Raw genomic sequence first — 14,085 nt, 5'->3', positions numbered from 1 at the left:
CGCGGCGGTGGTGGGACAGGTCACTGCGCGTGCGGACCGCAACTCGTTGCATGCACCGAACAACGGGTTGTACGTTACATCCAATCTCCTCGTTCCTGGAGGCCCATGTCTTCCCCCGCGCGCCCCGGAGCGGCCACCACCCCCACGGGCGGCCGTCCGCAGGTGGAACTGCTCTCCGAGCAGCTGCCCCGGTTCATGCGACTGGTCCAGGCCCTGAAGAACCAGGCCTCCGGCCCGGAGAACCGCGACCGCGCAGCGCTCGTCCTGCTCTTTCCCCTGGTGCGCCTCGGAGCCCTCCGCCAGGGAGCCCTGGCGGAGCTGGTGCACGCCGACCCCTCCACGATCAGCCGGCACGTGGCGGCACTGGTGGAGCAGGGGCTGGTGCGCCGGGTCGCCGACGAGAGCGACGGCCGGGCCAGCCTGCTCGTCGTCACCGATGCCGGACGCGCCGCCCTGGAAGCGCTGCACAGCGAGCGGACGGCCCACCTGGCGCGGGTGACCGCGCACTGGGACGAGGCCGACCTCGCCGCCCTGACCACTCTGTTCGGCCGCCTGCTCGACGACATCGCGGCCGACCTGCCCGGAGCCGCCGAGAACGCCGCCGCCTCCACCCCGAGCACCGATCCAGCCGGAGAGGCCCGATGAGCCAGACCACCCGCAACGCCGCGGCGGCGCGCCGCAGCGCCCGCGCGGCCGCCGCCGCACCCGATTCCGGCGGGACCTTCAGCCACCGGCAGATCGTCACCATCCTGGTCGGCCTGATGGTCGCGATGTTCCTGGCGGCCCTGGACCAGACCGTCGTGGCCACCGCGATCCGCACGATCGCCGACGACCTGCAGGGCTACGACCTGCAGGCCTGGGCGACGACGGCCTTCCTCATCACCTCGACCATCGCCACGCCGCTCTACGGCAAGCTCTCCGACATCTACGGCCGGCGGCCGTTCTACCTGTTCGCCATCACGATCTTCGTGGTCGGCTCGGCGCTGTGCGGCATCGCCGACACGATGTACCAGCTCGCCGCCTACCGGGCGGTCCAGGGCATCGGCGCCGGTGGCCTGATGTCCCTGGCGCTGGCGATCATCGGCGACATCGTCCCGCCCCGGGAGCGGTCGCGGTACCAGGGCTACTTCATGGCCGTCTTCGGCACCTCGAGCGTGCTCGGCCCGGTCATCGGCGGCTTCTTCGCCGGCCACGACTCGATCCTCGGCGTCGACGGCTGGCGCTGGATCTTCTGGATCAACGTGCCGCTCGGCGTGCTGGCCTTCGCCGCCGTGTGGCGGGTGCTCCACCTCCCGCACGAGCGCCGTGAGCACCGGATCGACTGGCCCGGCGCCCTGGCGCTGGTCACCTTCCTCGTCCCCCTGCTGATCGTCGCCGAGCAGGGCCGCACCTGGGGCTGGACCTCCTCGGCGGCCGTCACCTGCTACGTGATCGGCGCCGTCGGCTTCGTGCTGTTCCTCCTGGCCGAGCGCGCGTACGGGGACGACGCCCTGCTGCCCCTGCGGCTGTTCGGCAACCGCAGCTTCGCGGTGAGCGGTGTGGGCAGCGTGGTCATGGGTGCCGGGATGTTCGGCGGCCTGCTGCTGCTGCCGCAGTACCTGCAGATCGTGCAGGGTTCCAGCGCCACGGTGGCGGGGCTGCAGATGATCCCCCTCGTCGGCGGGATCATGGTCGGCGCGATGAGCTCCGGCATCGCCATCTCCAGGACCGGCAAGTACAAGGTCTTCCCGCTCGTCGGCATCGCCCTCATGGTGACCGCGCTGCTGGCGATGTCCTTCCTCGTGGAGGCCGACACCTCCATCTGGTCCCTGGTCCCGTTCATGGTGCTGCTGGGCCTGGGGCTGGGCTTCAACTTCCAGCCGGTCATCCTCGCCGTCCAGAACGCCGTCTCCCCCCGGGAGATGGGCGTGGCCACCTCCTCGGTCACGTTCTTCCGCCAGATGGGCGGCACGATCGGGACGGCGGCCTTCCTGTCGATCCTGTTCACCCGGCTGCCCCGGGACATCGACGCCGCCGTGCAGGACACCGTGCGGGCCAACCCGGAGCTGGCCCCGCAGTTCCAGCAGCTGGACGCCGGCGGCGGAGCAGCGCTGGACGACACCTCCTTCATCCAGGACCTCCCGGCCGCCCTGGCCCAGCCCTTCAAGGTCGGCTTCTCGAACTCGATCGACCTGGTGTTCCTCATCGCCGCCTGCGTCGTGGCGGTCGGGTTCTTCGTGTTCCTCTTCCTGCCCCAGCTGGCGCTGAGCACCAAGTCGGGCATCCAGGCCCGCCAGGGCGAGGCGGCCGGCACGGCGACCAGCGACCCCGGAGATCCCGCGGAGGAGGCGACCGAGGCCGTGGGCGCGGCCGCGCCGACGTCGGTCCCGCCGCCGGTGGGCCAGCCCGGCGACAACCCCCGCGCCCCACGCTGAGCCTCCGGACGCACCGCCACGACGCCGCTGCACGGTGCGTGGCGGTGCGCGGGCCGGAGGCCTCCCGCCGCCACGCACGGCCGGGCTCAGCGCCGGTCGGGAACGGCTCCTGGTCGCGGTGGTCGTCCGGAGGACGACGGTGTCACGGTGTCAGGGCAGAAAGACCGCGCGCACGCAGCCGTCCTCCTTCTCCTTGAACAGCCGGTAGCCCTCCGGCGCCTCGGTCAGCGGCATGACGTGGGTGGCCAGGTGCTCGGTGACCAGCTCCCCGGCCTCCATCCGGCGCAGCAGCTCCGGGATGTAGCGCTGGGCGTGGACCTGGGCGCCGCGGATCGTGAGGCCCTTGTTCATGGCCGCGCCCAGCGGGAACTTGTCCACCATCGCGGCGAAGACCCCCAGGGTGAACACCGTGCCGCCCTTGCGGCAGGCCATGATCGCCTCGCGCACCGCGGTCGGCCGGTCGGTCTGCAGCCGCAGCTGCTGCTTGACCTGGTCGTAGATGCCGGGCGCACCGGGGGCGTGCGCCTCCATGCCCACGGCCTCGATGCAGACGTCCGGGCCTCGCCCGCCGGTGCGCTCGCGCAGCTCCGCGACGACGTCGGTGGTCGTGTAGTCCACGGCCTCGGCGCCCACGTGGTCGCGCACCTGCGCGAGCCGCTCGGGGATCCGGTCGATCACCACGACCTGCTCGGCACCCAGCAGCATCGCCGCGCGGGCGGCCATCTGACCGACGCCGCCGGCCCCCCAGACCGCGACGACGTCACCGGGCTTCGTCCCGGCCAGGTCGGCGCCCATCCAGCCGGTCGATGCGGCGTCGGAGGCGAACAGCGCCCGGGTGTCGGAGAGCCCGTCGGGGACGACGAAGGTGCCGACGTCGGCGTAGGGCACCCGCATGAACTCCGCGTGGCTGCCGGCGTACCCGCCCATCGCGTGCGAGTAGCCGAAGCACCCGCCAGGGCTCTGGCCCCACAGCCCCTCGGTGATCCCCGGGTTCGCGTTGCCGTTGTCGCAGAGCGAGTACAGCTCCTGCTTGCAGTACCAGCAGCTGCCGCAGGCCGCGAACGGCGCGACGACGACGCGGTCGCCGACCTTGCGGTTCCGGACCTCCTTGCCGACCTCGACGACCTCGCCGATGAACTCGTGGCCCAGCACGTCACCGGCGCGCATGAACGGGATGTAGCCGCCGATCAGGTGCAGGTCGGAGCCGCAGGTGACCGACTGGCTGATCTTCAGGATCACGTCGTGGTCGTTGAGGAGCTGCGGCTCGGGGACGTCCTCCACCGACACCTCGTTGACCCCGGTCCACGTCGCGGCCTTCACAGCACACCCTCCTTCGCAGCCGATCCCGTCATGCCCTCCAGGGCCGCGCCCTGGGGGGTCGGCTTGCGGAAGCCGTGCGGCTGCGGGTCCACGCGCAGCACCTCACCGGTCTCCAGCCGCTGCTTCGCCTCGCGCAGCGCGGCGCGCAGCTCGCCGATCTCGTCGTCGGTCGGCGTCTCCTTGAAGCGGGCCGCGAGCTCGGTCCCCCTGTCCCCGGGGGCTGCGGCGATGCGCACCTCGACCCGGTCGCCGAAGCGGTCCAGCGGGGGCGGCGGCGACGCTGGCGAACCGACCTGGTCAGGCGCCTTCAGCACGGTGACCGCCCGCCAGCGGCGGGCGGCGGTCGCCGGGTCGTCGGTCACCGACGCCTGCCCCACGCCCGGGATGCGGACGTGCTGCAGGGTGCTCAGCAGCGCGCCTCCGGCGCGGCTGACGATGGCGGGTAGCTCCATGGCTCCTCCTCGGTCGACGACGGTCCCGACCTACCCGCACATGCCGCCGGGGCAACCGGCCTAGTGTGAGGTGGTTCGCACCGCCCCGGAGACCCGCGCCCTGGAGACCTCGTGCCGTCGTCGCTGATCCTGTCCCGCCGTGACCTGGACTTCCTGCTGAACGAGTGGCTCGACGTCGAGTCGCTCACCAAGCGGTCACGCTTCACCGAGCACTCGCGAGAGACCTTCGACGCGGTGCTCGACCTGGCCGAGCAGATCGCCACCGAGCACTTCGCCCCGCACAACCGCAAGGCCGACGAGAACGAGCCGCGGTTCGTCGACGGCAAGGTCGAGCTGATCCCGGAGGTCGCCGAAGCGCTCGAGGTCTTCGCCGAGGCCGGGCTGATGGCCGGCGAGTTCGACGAGGAGTTCGGCGGCATGCAGCTGCCGCACGTGGTCGGGCAGGCCGTCTTCGCGTGGTTCAAGGCGGCCAACGTGGGCACGTCGGCCTACCCGTTCCTCACGATGGGCAACGCGCGCCTGCTGCTGGCCCACGGCAGCCGGGAGCAGATCGACACCTACGTGGCCCCGGAGATCGAGGGCCGCTGGTTCGGCACCATGGCGCTGTCCGAGCCGCAGGCCGGCTCCTCGCTGGCCGACATCACCACCCGGGCGGTGCCGCAGGACGACGGCACCTACCGGCTCACCGGCAACAAGATGTGGATCTCCGGTGGCGACCACGAGCTCACCGAGAACATCGTCCACCTGGTGCTGGCCAAGATCCCCGGCGGCCCGCCCGGGGTGAAGGGCATCTCGCTGTTCATCGTCCCGAAGTTCCTGGTGAACGAGGACGGCTCGCTGGGCGAGCGCAACGACGTCGTCCTGGCCGGGCTCAACCACAAGATGGGCTACCGGGGGACGACGAACACGCTGCTCAACTTCGGCGAGGGCGTGCACAGGCCGGGCGGGCAGCCCGGCGCCGTCGGCTACCTGGTAGGTGAGCCGCACAAGGGCCTCACCTACATGTTCCACATGATGAACGAGGCCCGGATCGGCGTCGGGATGGGCGCGACCGTGCTCGGCTACACCGGTTACCTGCACGCGCTCGAGTACGCGCGCACCCGCACGCAGGGGCGGCCGGCGGGCGCGAAGGACCCGGCCTCGCCGATGGTGCCGATCATCGAGCACGCCGACGTCCGCCGGATGCTGCTGGCCGCGAAGTCCTACGCCGAGGGCGGCCTGGCCCTGGGCCTGTACTGCGCGCGCCTGGTCGACGAGGAGCAGACCGCGGAGACCCAGGAGGAGCGGGAACGAGCGCACCTCTTGCTCGACATGCTCACCCCGGTCGCCAAGGCGTGGCCCTCGCAGTGGGGGCTGGCCGCCAACGACCTGGCCATCCAGGTGCACGGCGGCTACGGGTACACGCGGGACTACCCGGTGGAGCAGTTCTACCGGGACAACCGGCTCAACCCGATCCACGAGGGCACCCAGGGCATCCAGTCCCTCGACCTGCTCGGCCGCAAGGTCGTCATGCAGGGCGGGGCGGGGCTCGCCCTGCTGGGCGAGACGATCGCCGCGACCACCGCCCGCGCCGCCGGCACGCAGTGGGCCGGCTTCGCCGCGGACCTGGACGCCGCGGTCGCCCGGATGGGAGCGGTCACCGCCACCCTCTGGGGCACCGGCGACCCCGACCTGGCCCTGGCCAACTCCCACGTCTACCTGGAGGCGGCGGGCCACATCGTGGTCGCGTGGCTGTGGCTGGAGCAGGCGCTGGCCGCCGAGGCCGGCACCACCGACTTCCACGAGGGCAAGCGCGCCGCGGCCCGCTACTTCTGGCGCTGGGAGCTGCCCCGCACCCGGGGCTGGTTCGACCTGCTGGAGTCGCTGGACCGCACGGTGCTGGACGCCCGCGACGCCTGGTTCTGAGACGCGACGACGGCGCCCCGCCGCTCCGGGTGGAGCGGCGGGGCGCCGTCGTTCGCTGTGCTGCGGGGGTCAGGCTCGTGCGGCCCCCACGGGCTCGGAGCCGGAGCGCCGGGCGTTCGCGGCACCGCGGGCCGCCCGCTGCTCCTGCTCGTACCGGGCGGTGGACTGGGTGCCCATCGCGATGACCAGGGCCGTCAGGACGAAGAACCCCAGCAGGGTCACGGCCGGCCACAACATCATCAGATCGCTCTCCTCGCAGAACTCGCGGATGCCACCACCGGGTCAGGGACGGCGGCACGTCGTCGGGGCTCACTGTCCCCCGCTCGAACCCGTCTCAATCGTCGGTTCCGGGAGTTCACCTGGCCGGGTGTGATCCGATGCACAACCGTTACGCGCGCCGAGCGGGGAACCGCGGCGTGGTTGCATCACAGCGTGTCCGAACCCACAGCAGCTCCGGCGGCCGGCACCGGTTCCGGGACCCGTCCCGTGGCGTTGGTCGTGGCCCTCTCCCTGGGCGTCACCACGCTGTCGCTGCTGCAGAGCCTGGTCGTGCCGGCGCTGGGACGGATCGAGGAGCAGCTCGGGGTCTCACCCGGGGCCGCCGGCTGGGTGCTCACCGCCAACCTGCTCGCCGCCGCCGTCCTGACCCCGGTGCTCGGCCGACTCGGCGACCTGAAGGGCGAGCGCCCCGTCATCCTCGGCATCCTGGTCGCGGTCGTGCTGGGCACCCTGCTGATCGTCCTGACGGAGTCCCTGCCGCTGCTGCTGGCCGGCCGGGTCCTGCAGGGGGCGTCCTACGGCCTCTTCCCCCTGTCGATCAGCGTCCTGCGACGGGAACTCCCCGAGGCGCGGCTGAGCGTGGCGATGTCGGTGGTCAGCAGCACGCTCGCGGTGGGCGGCGTCGTCGGCCTGGTCGCCACCGGGCTGATCACCGGCGACGACGGCGACTACCGGCACGCCTTCTGGCTGGGGCTGGGCATCGCCCTCGTCGCCCTGCTGCTCGCCGCCTGGCTGCTCCCCCGCCGCCCGGTCTCGGCGAGCGGCCGGGTCGACTGGTGGGGCGCCCTGGTGCTGGGCTTGGGCCTGGTGCTCCTTCTCCTGCCCCTCTCCCAGGGACACACCTGGGGTTGGGCCTCACCGGGCACGCTCGGCTGCCTCGCCGGCTCGGGCGTCGTCCTGACCGCGTGGGTGGCGCTGCAGCGGGGCACCGCCGAACCGCTGGTGCGCCCGTCCATGCTCGCCGACCGGCGCACCCTCGTCCCGAACGTGGCCGGCCTCATGAGCGGGATCGCGCTGTTCGCCTCCTTCCTCGCCGTCCTGCAGTACGTGCAGGCCGACCCGGAGGTCACCGGGTACGGCTTCGACGCGAGCGTGCTGGAGGCAGCAGTGGTCTACCTGCTGCCCGGCGGGGTGGTCGGCATCCTGCTCGCGCCCTTCGCGGGCCGGGTCGTCCACCGCCTGGGCGGCCTGCCCACCCTGACCGCGGGCGCCTCGTGCGGGGTCGCCGGCTTCGCCCTGCTCGCCGGGGCACGCGGCGAACCGTGGCTGGTGATCGTCGCCGGCCTGCTCACCCAGGTCTCGGTCACCGTGGCCTACGCGGCGCTGCCCGCGCTCGTCGTCGACGCGGTCCGGGAGGAGGAGACCGGGGTGGCGAACGCAGTGAACTCGATCGCCCGCTCGGTCGGGCAGGCGCTGGGCAGCACGCTCGCCGTCACGCTGATCGCGGGCAGCATCGACGCCGCCACCGGGTTGCCGCGGGCCATCGCCTTCACGCTGGTCGCGCTCATCGGCGTCGGCGCCTCGGTCGTGGTCGTGCTCGTCGCGCTGCTCGGCATGCTCGCCGACCGCCGCGGCGGGCGAGGCCGCCGCGATCCGCTGGCGGAGGTGGAACAGGCCACCGCCGGGGCAGGCGAGTGGTCACCGGTGTCCGGGGTGCGCTGACCGGGGCACGGGCGCCGGTGAGAGGTGTGGCCGGACCGTTACCGGCGCGTCCGGCATGGAACGAGTTCGTCCGGGGCATCGACAGGCGCGACCGCCCGCGTCCCAGGAGGACTTCTTCATGGCCCGACCCACCGGCTCGTCCAGCCGCACCAAGGCTGAGACGCGCTTCACCGACAACCGCGCCGGCGGCGATCCCGCGCCGCAGGACGACAACATCAGCGGCACGCGGGCCGATTACGCGCCCACCGGCGCCGATCCGAAGCCCACGACGGGCGGCACGCTCAAGCGCGCGGCCAAGGAGTTCAGCGAGGACAACCTCACCGACTGGGCCGCCGCGCTGACCTACTACGGGGTGCTGGCGCTGTTCCCCGCGCTCGCCGCCCTGGCCGCCGTCGTGGGTCTGTTCACCAGCCCGCAGCAGCTCACCGACGCGTTGACGCAGGTCGTCCCGCAGTCCGCGGCCGAGACCATCAGACCGGCCATCGAGGACATCGCCGGCAACACCGCGCCCCTGGGCTTCGCTCTCGTCCTCGGTCTCCTCGGTTCGCTGTGGACGGCCTCCGGTTACGTCGGCGCCTTCACCCGCGCGGCGAACGTCGTCTACGAGACGCGCGAGGGGCGCAAGGTCTGGAAGCTCAAGCCGCTGCAGATCCTGATCACCCTGGTCGGCATCCTGTTCGCGGCGCTGCTCGTCGCCATGCTGGTGCTCAGCGGCCCGGTGGTCGACGCGGTCGGCCAGGCGATCGGCCTGGGTGACACCGTCCTGACCGTCTGGAGCTGGGCCAAGTGGCCGGTCATGCTGGTGATCCTGGCGCTGATGATCGCGGTGCTCTACTACTCGACGCCGAACGCCAAGCTGCGCGGCTTCAAGTTCATCAGCCCCGGGGCCGGCGTCGCCATCCTGGTGGCGGTCGTCGCGTCGGCCGCGTTCGCCTTCTACGTGGCGAACTTCGGCAGCTACAACGCCACCTACGGGGCGCTCGCGGGCGTCGTCATCTTCCTGATCTGGTTCTGGCTGATCAACGTCTCGCTGCTCTTCGGCATCGAGCTCGACGCCGAGATGGAGCGCACCAAGGAGCTGAAGGAGGGCGTGCCGCGGGCGGAGAAGGAGATCCAGCTCGACGCCCGGGACGAGCCCGACGACAAGCAGACGACCTGACCGAACTGCCCGAGTACGACGAACTCGTGGTCATCGACCGCTGATGACCACGAGTTCGTCGCATCCGGCGACGTAGGCGCAGCACGCACTGCGGCTGACGGCCCCCTCCCGCTGCGGGAGGGGGCCGTCGACGTTCCCTCGGGCGAGGCCGGGGCCGCCCGGGCTGCGGCGCGCGGCTCAGCGGCTGGTCGGCGGCCCGTCGCCGCGCCGGGCCAGGGGCACCCGCTCCACCACGCCGGCGACGGCGGCCAGGCCCTGGCTCACCGCCCGCCCGGCGGGGGCGAACCGGTCCGGCACACGGCGCACCCCGGCGTCGACGACGTCGCGGGTGCGGTCGATCAGCGACAGCGGCAGCCCGGACAGCGCGTTGCCCGGAGGGCGACGGGAGACGGTGGGGTGCGGGCGGGTGGGCGAGATCCGCCGCATCACCGCCCAGCGCCGGCCCAGGGCGCGGAGCTCCTCGGGGCTGAGCGCCTCCTGGAGCCGCGGGAACATCACGTCCTCCTCGTCGCGCACGTCCTCGCGGAGCACCTCCACCAGCCGCCGCAGCCGCGCCGGGCGCTCGGGGTGGTCCAGGCCGTCGCGCTCCAGCGCGCTGACCAGCTCGTTGACCTCCTGGTGCTCCTCCTCCACCTGCCGCGTGAGGGCATCGCCGTCGGGCAGCGCCCGGCGGATCACCGGCCAGAGGACGGTCTCCTCCGCGAAGGCGTGGCTGAACACCAGCCGGTCGATGCGGGTGAGCACCTCCTCCTGGGCGGCGCCGGTCGTGCCGTCGAGCTCGTGCAGCAGCCGGTCGAGCTCCGCGTGGTCGCGGCGCTGGCGGACGAGCACGCTGCCCGGCCCGCCCAGCTCCTCGACGGTCTGGTCGGCGATGGAACGCATCAGGAACTCCTCCGGTCGGTCGGTCACCTGGTGTCCTGCCCCCGGCGGGCCCGCGGCACGCCTGGTTGCCACCACGACCCCCGGGTAGGTGCGGACCACCGTTCCCCGATCCAGGAGGCCCGAGCCCCCATGAGCAGCGAACCGTCGACGATCACCTCCGACTTCTACGACCTCGAGGCGCTGCTCGACGACGACGACCGGGCGCTGCTGCACCGGGTTCGCACCTTCATGGACGAGCAGGTGACGCCGGTCATCAACGAGTACTGGACCCGCGCGGAGTTCCCCCGTCAGCTCATCCCCGCCATGGCCGAGCTGGGCATCGCCGGCGTCTCGCTCCAGGGCTACGGCTGCCCGGGGCGCTCATCCCTGCTCGACGGCATGATCGCGATGGAGCTCTCCAAGGGCGACCCCTCCATCTCGACGTTCATGGGCGTGCACGGCGGCCTGGCCATGGGCTCGATCTACCTCTGCGGCTCAGAGGAGCAGAAGGAGCGCTGGCTCCCGGCGATGGCCCGCATGGAGCTCATCGGCGCGTTCGGGCTGACCGAGCCCGACCACGGCTCCGACGTCGCCCGCGGCCTGCAGACGACGTGCCGCCGGGACGGCGACGAGTGGGTGCTCGACGGCGAGAAGAAGTGGATCGGCAACGCCAGCTTCGCCGACCTGGTCATCATCTGGGCGCGCGACGTGGACACCGAACGCGTGCTGGGCTTCGTCGTCGAGCAGGGGACGCCAGGCTTCACCGCCGTCGACCTCCAGGACAAGATCGCGCTCCGCGCCGTGCAGAACGCGCACATCACCCTGGACGGTGTGCGGGTGCCGGAGGAGAACCGGCTACAGGAGGCGCACAGCTTCCGGGAGACGGCGAACGTGCTGCGCACCACCCGGGCCGGGGTCGCCTGGTCGGCGGTCGGGTGCTCGCGCGGCGCCTACGAGCACGCGCTGCGCTACGCGCTGGAGCGCGAGCAGTTCGGGCAGCCCATCGTGGAGTTCCAGCTCGTGCAGGACCTGCTGGTGCGGATGCTCGGCAACATCACCGCCTCGGGGGCGATGTGCGCCCGGCTGTCCCAGCTGCAGATGGCGGGCACCATGACCGACGAGCACGCGTCGCTGGCCAAGGCCTTCTGCACGATGCGCATGCGCGAGACCGTCGGCTGGGCCCGCGAGCTCATGGGCGGGAACGGGATCCTGCTGGAGAACCACGTCGGCCGGTACGTCGCCGACGCCGAGGCGATCTACTCCTACGAGGGCACCCGCGAGGTGAACACGCTCATCGTCGGCCGCGGCGTCACGGGGGCCAGCGCGATCGTCTGACGGGCAGCGCGCACGGCCTGCCGGGTACCGAGGGCTGTGGTTGAGTGGTCGGGGTCACACACTGCCCCTCCCAGGGGCCGGCGACGTCGCCGGCCCGGGGAAGCGCACGAAGGGAACCGCCATGGCGCAGCCCGCGACCGAACCGGACCGGACGGCCTCCACACCCACCGCCGGCCGCCCCGAGAGCGATCTCCCCGCCGGGACCCCCGAGCAGGCCGCCGAGGCCGCGACGGGCCTGGACATGGTCCTGGTCGATGCCGCTCGCGGGCCGCTGCGCCGGCTGGTCCCGCCGGCCGGCACCGCGCTGCGCTTCGGCTCGGCGCTGGCCCGCAAGCCGGACGTGGTGGCCCGCCGCGGCGGGGAACTGGCCCGTGAGCTCGGCAAGGTCGTGCTCGGCCGCTCGGAGCTCGCGCCCGGGAAGAAGGACAAGCGGTTCGCCGACCCCGCGTGGAGCGGCAACCCGCTGCTCCGGCGGGCCATGCAGGCGCACCTGGCGACGGCGCGGGTGGCCTGGGAGCTGATCGAGGACGCCGGCCTCGACTGGCAGGACGACGAACGGATCCGGTTCACCGCCACGAACCTGGTCGACGCGCTGGCCCCCAGCAACGTGCCGGTGCTCAACCCGCTGGCCCTCAAGGCGGTCATCGACACCGGCGGCAAGAACGCCGTCGAGGGCGTGCGGCGGATGGTCAAGGACCTGGCGAACCCGCCCCGGGTGCCGTCGATGGTCGAGCCCGACGCCTTCACCGTCGGGGAGGACCTCGCGGTGACGCCGGGGGCCGTGGTGTTCCGCACCGATGTCTTCGAGCTGATCCAGTACCGGCCGACGACGGAGCGGGTGCGCGCGGTGCCGCTGGTGATCGTCCCGCCGACGATCAACAAGTACTACATCACCGACCTGGCACCGGGCCGCAGCATCGTGGAGCACTACGTGGCCAGCGGTCAGCAGGTCTTCATGATCTCGTGGCGCAACCCCGACGAGCGGCACGCCGACTGGGGCCTGGACGCCTACGGGCAGGCGGTCCTCGACGCGATGGACGCCGTGGAGCGGGTCACCGGGCAGGAGCAGGTGAGCGTCCAGGCGTTCTGCTCCGGCGGCATCATCACCGCGATGGTGCTGGCGCACCTGGCCGCGACCGGCCGGCAGGACCGGGTGCGCGCGGCCAGCTACGCCGTCACCGTCCTCGACTGGGCCCGCGCCGGCACCATCTCCGCCCTCATGGACGAGGACGAGGTGCAGGCCGCCACCGAACGCTCCCGGAAGAAGGGCTACCTCGACGGCGCCCAGCTGGCGGAGGTGTTCGCCTGGCTGCGACCCAACGACCTGATCTGGAACTACTGGGTCAACAACTACCTGCAGGGCAAGCCGCCGCCGAACTTCGACATCCTGTTCTGGAACGCCGACACGACCCGGATGAGCGCGGCCCTGCACCGCGACTTCATCGAGGTGGCACTGGGCAACGCGCTGACCGAGCCCGGCCGGGCCACCATGCTCGGCTCGCCGGTGGACCTGTCGGCGGTCACCGTCGACTCCTACGTCACCGCGGGGATCGCCGACCACCTGTGCCCGTGGCAGGCCTGCTACCGGACCACCCAGCTGCTCGGCGGGGAGAGCCGGTTCATCCTCTCCACCAGCGGCCACATCGCCTCCCTGGTGAACCCGCCGGGCAACCCGAAGTCCACCTTCCAGGTGGCGGGCGCCACGCCACCCGACCCCCAGGAGTGGCTGCGGTCGGCCGAGACGGTGCAGGGCTCCTGGTGGCCGGACTTCATGGCCTGGCTCGGCGAGCGGTCGGGCGAGGAGGTGCCGGCGCCGGCCGAGCTGGGTGGGAACGGCCTCGAGGTGCTCGCCGAGGCCCCGGGCACCTATGTCTTCGACAAGTAGCCGGGAGGTCGTCCGCAGCCTCACCGTCGGGGGCCGGACGCTCCGGACCGCCGTGCGGCCGGGTACCGACGACGCGGTGCCGCCGCTGCTGCTGATGAACGGCATCGGCGCCAGCCTGGAGGTGCTGCAGCCCTTCGTCGACGCGCTGGATCCCCGGCGCACCGTCATCCGGTTCGACGTGCCGGGCGTGGGCGGCTCACCGCCACCCGTCGTCCCCTACCTGCTCTCCACGCTGAGCCCCGTGGTCGCCGGGCTGCTGGACCGGCTGGGCCACCACCGGCCGGTGGACGTCCTCGGGCTGTCCTGGGGCGGAGGGCTGGCCCAGCACTTCGCGGTGCAGCACCGGCGCCGCTGCCGGCGGCTGGTGCTGGCCGCGACGGCGACCGGCTCCCTCATGGTGCCGGCCCGCCCCGCCGTGCTGGCCCGCATGCTGACCCCGCGGCGGCACCGCGACCCGGAGTACGCCCGCGAGATCGCCGGCCTGATCTACGGCGGGACGATGCGCACCGACCCCGAGCGGGCGGCGGCGGCGCTGCACACGCACACCCGGGTCGGCCCGAAGCGCGGCTACTACTACCAGCTCGCCTCGAGCACCGGGTGGAGCAGCCTGCCGTTCCTGCGGCTCATCCGGCAGCCGACGCTGGTGGTGGCGGGGGACGACGACCCGATCATCCCGGTCGTGAACGCCCGGGTGATGGCCCGGCTGATCCCCCGGGCGCAGCTGCACGTCTACCGCGGCGGGCACATCGCGCTGGTCACCGAGGCCGACGAGCTGGCCCCGGTGATCGAGTCGTTCCTCGACGGCTGACCGGG

The 14,085-nt window shown here is 72.6% G+C and carries 12 protein-coding genes; 8 read left to right on the top strand and 4 right to left on the bottom strand.

Features of this window, described 5'->3' with window-relative positions; translation table 11 throughout:
* Positions 1–105: 105 nt before the first annotated feature.
* Positions 106–645, top strand: a complete 540-nt coding sequence (locus tag ACI8AG_RS05375; protein WP_456596209.1) for a MarR family winged helix-turn-helix transcriptional regulator — start codon at positions 106–108, stop codon at positions 643–645.
* Positions 642–2,414, top strand: coding sequence for an MDR family MFS transporter (locus ACI8AG_RS05370; RefSeq protein WP_456596208.1), 1,773 nt, complete (start codon positions 642–644; stop codon positions 2,412–2,414). Before ACI8AG_RS05375 ends, ACI8AG_RS05370 begins: the two co-directional genes overlap by 4 nt.
* A gap of 150 nt (positions 2,415–2,564) precedes the next feature.
* Here ACI8AG_RS05370 and ACI8AG_RS05365 read toward each other — a convergent pair whose 3' ends face one another.
* On the bottom strand, positions 2,565–3,734 hold the full coding sequence (locus ACI8AG_RS05365; protein WP_456596207.1) for a zinc-dependent alcohol dehydrogenase: 1,170 nt from the start codon (positions 3,732–3,734) through the stop codon (positions 2,565–2,567).
* The gene (locus tag ACI8AG_RS05360; RefSeq protein ID WP_456589978.1) at positions 3,731–4,186 is read right to left on the bottom strand and encodes a hypothetical protein; all 456 of its coding nucleotides are present in this window, start codon (positions 4,184–4,186) and stop codon (positions 3,731–3,733) included. Before ACI8AG_RS05360 ends, ACI8AG_RS05365 begins: the two co-directional genes overlap by 4 nt.
* A 111-nt stretch (positions 4,187–4,297) precedes the next feature.
* Here ACI8AG_RS05360 and ACI8AG_RS05355 point away from each other — a divergent pair, with 111 nt between their 5' ends.
* On the top strand, positions 4,298–6,091 hold the full coding sequence (locus tag ACI8AG_RS05355) for an acyl-CoA dehydrogenase (RefSeq protein ID WP_456596206.1): 1,794 nt from the start codon (positions 4,298–4,300) through the stop codon (positions 6,089–6,091).
* 69 nt (positions 6,092–6,160) lie between these two features.
* Here ACI8AG_RS05355 and ACI8AG_RS05350 read toward each other — a convergent pair whose 3' ends face one another.
* Positions 6,161–6,331 carry a hypothetical protein gene (locus ACI8AG_RS05350; RefSeq protein WP_456589980.1) on the bottom strand — a complete coding sequence of 57 codons (171 nt, stop codon included), beginning with the start codon at positions 6,329–6,331 and terminating at the stop codon, positions 6,161–6,163.
* A gap of 246 nt (positions 6,332–6,577) precedes the next feature.
* On the opposite strand from ACI8AG_RS05350, the gene ACI8AG_RS05345 reads away from it, so the two are divergent.
* Positions 6,578–8,032, top strand: coding sequence for an MFS transporter (locus ACI8AG_RS05345; protein WP_456596205.1), 1,455 nt, complete (start codon positions 6,578–6,580; stop codon positions 8,030–8,032).
* A 118-nt stretch (positions 8,033–8,150) separates the two neighbouring features.
* Entirely contained in the window at positions 8,151–9,191 is a 1,041-nt protein-coding gene (locus ACI8AG_RS05340; RefSeq protein WP_456589982.1) for a YihY/virulence factor BrkB family protein, read from the top strand.
* A 177-nt stretch (positions 9,192–9,368) separates the two neighbouring features.
* Here ACI8AG_RS05340 and ACI8AG_RS05335 read toward each other — a convergent pair whose 3' ends face one another.
* A complete protein-coding gene (locus ACI8AG_RS05335; RefSeq protein ID WP_456596204.1) occupies positions 9,369–10,100 on the bottom strand; it encodes a hemerythrin domain-containing protein in 732 nt (243 codons plus the stop codon).
* 102 nt (positions 10,101–10,202) lie between these two features.
* Between ACI8AG_RS05335 and ACI8AG_RS05330 the strand changes: the two genes are divergently transcribed.
* From ACI8AG_RS05330 to phaZ, 3 genes are all read left to right on the top strand, one after another.
* Entirely contained in the window at positions 10,203–11,387 is a 1,185-nt protein-coding gene (locus tag ACI8AG_RS05330; RefSeq protein ID WP_456596203.1) for an acyl-CoA dehydrogenase family protein, read from the top strand.
* A gap of 121 nt (positions 11,388–11,508) precedes the next feature.
* On the top strand, positions 11,509–13,272 hold the full coding sequence (locus tag ACI8AG_RS05325; protein WP_456596202.1) for a PHA/PHB synthase family protein: 1,764 nt from the start codon (positions 11,509–11,511) through the stop codon (positions 13,270–13,272).
* Entirely contained in the window at positions 13,256–14,080 is an 825-nt protein-coding gene (gene phaZ / locus ACI8AG_RS05320) for a poly(3-hydroxyalkanoate) depolymerase (RefSeq protein ID WP_456589986.1), read from the top strand. The genes ACI8AG_RS05325 and phaZ overlap by 17 nt, the downstream gene beginning before the upstream one ends.
* Positions 14,081–14,085: the final 5 nt, after the last annotated feature.

The sequence above is a fragment of the Blastococcus sp. SYSU DS0552 genome (assembly GCF_054050815.1).
This window is presented reverse-complemented; position numbering and strand designations above follow the sequence as displayed.

What these genes read in the sequence shown, in the direction of transcription:
- ACI8AG_RS05370 (WP_456596208.1), top strand. Translation starts at nt 642, where the DNA reads ATGAGCCAGACCACCCGCAACGCCGCGGCGGCGCGCCGCAGCGCCCGC.
- ACI8AG_RS05340 (WP_456589982.1), top strand. Translation starts at nt 8,151, where the DNA reads ATGGCCCGACCCACCGGCTCGTCCAGCCGCACCAAGGCTGAGACGCGC.
- ACI8AG_RS05350 (WP_456589980.1), bottom strand. Translation starts at nt 6,331, where the DNA reads ATGATGTTGTGGCCGGCCGTGACCCTGCTGGGGTTCTTCGTCCTGACG.
- phaZ (WP_456589986.1), top strand. Translation starts at nt 13,256, where the DNA reads ATGTCTTCGACAAGTAGCCGGGAGGTCGTCCGCAGCCTCACCGTCGGG.
- ACI8AG_RS05360 (WP_456589978.1), bottom strand. Translation starts at nt 4,186, where the DNA reads ATGGAGCTACCCGCCATCGTCAGCCGCGCCGGAGGCGCGCTGCTGAGC.
- ACI8AG_RS05330 (WP_456596203.1), top strand. Translation starts at nt 10,203, where the DNA reads ATGAGCAGCGAACCGTCGACGATCACCTCCGACTTCTACGACCTCGAG.
- ACI8AG_RS05325 (WP_456596202.1), top strand. Translation starts at nt 11,509, where the DNA reads ATGGCGCAGCCCGCGACCGAACCGGACCGGACGGCCTCCACACCCACC.
- ACI8AG_RS05375 (WP_456596209.1), top strand. Translation starts at nt 106, where the DNA reads ATGTCTTCCCCCGCGCGCCCCGGAGCGGCCACCACCCCCACGGGCGGC.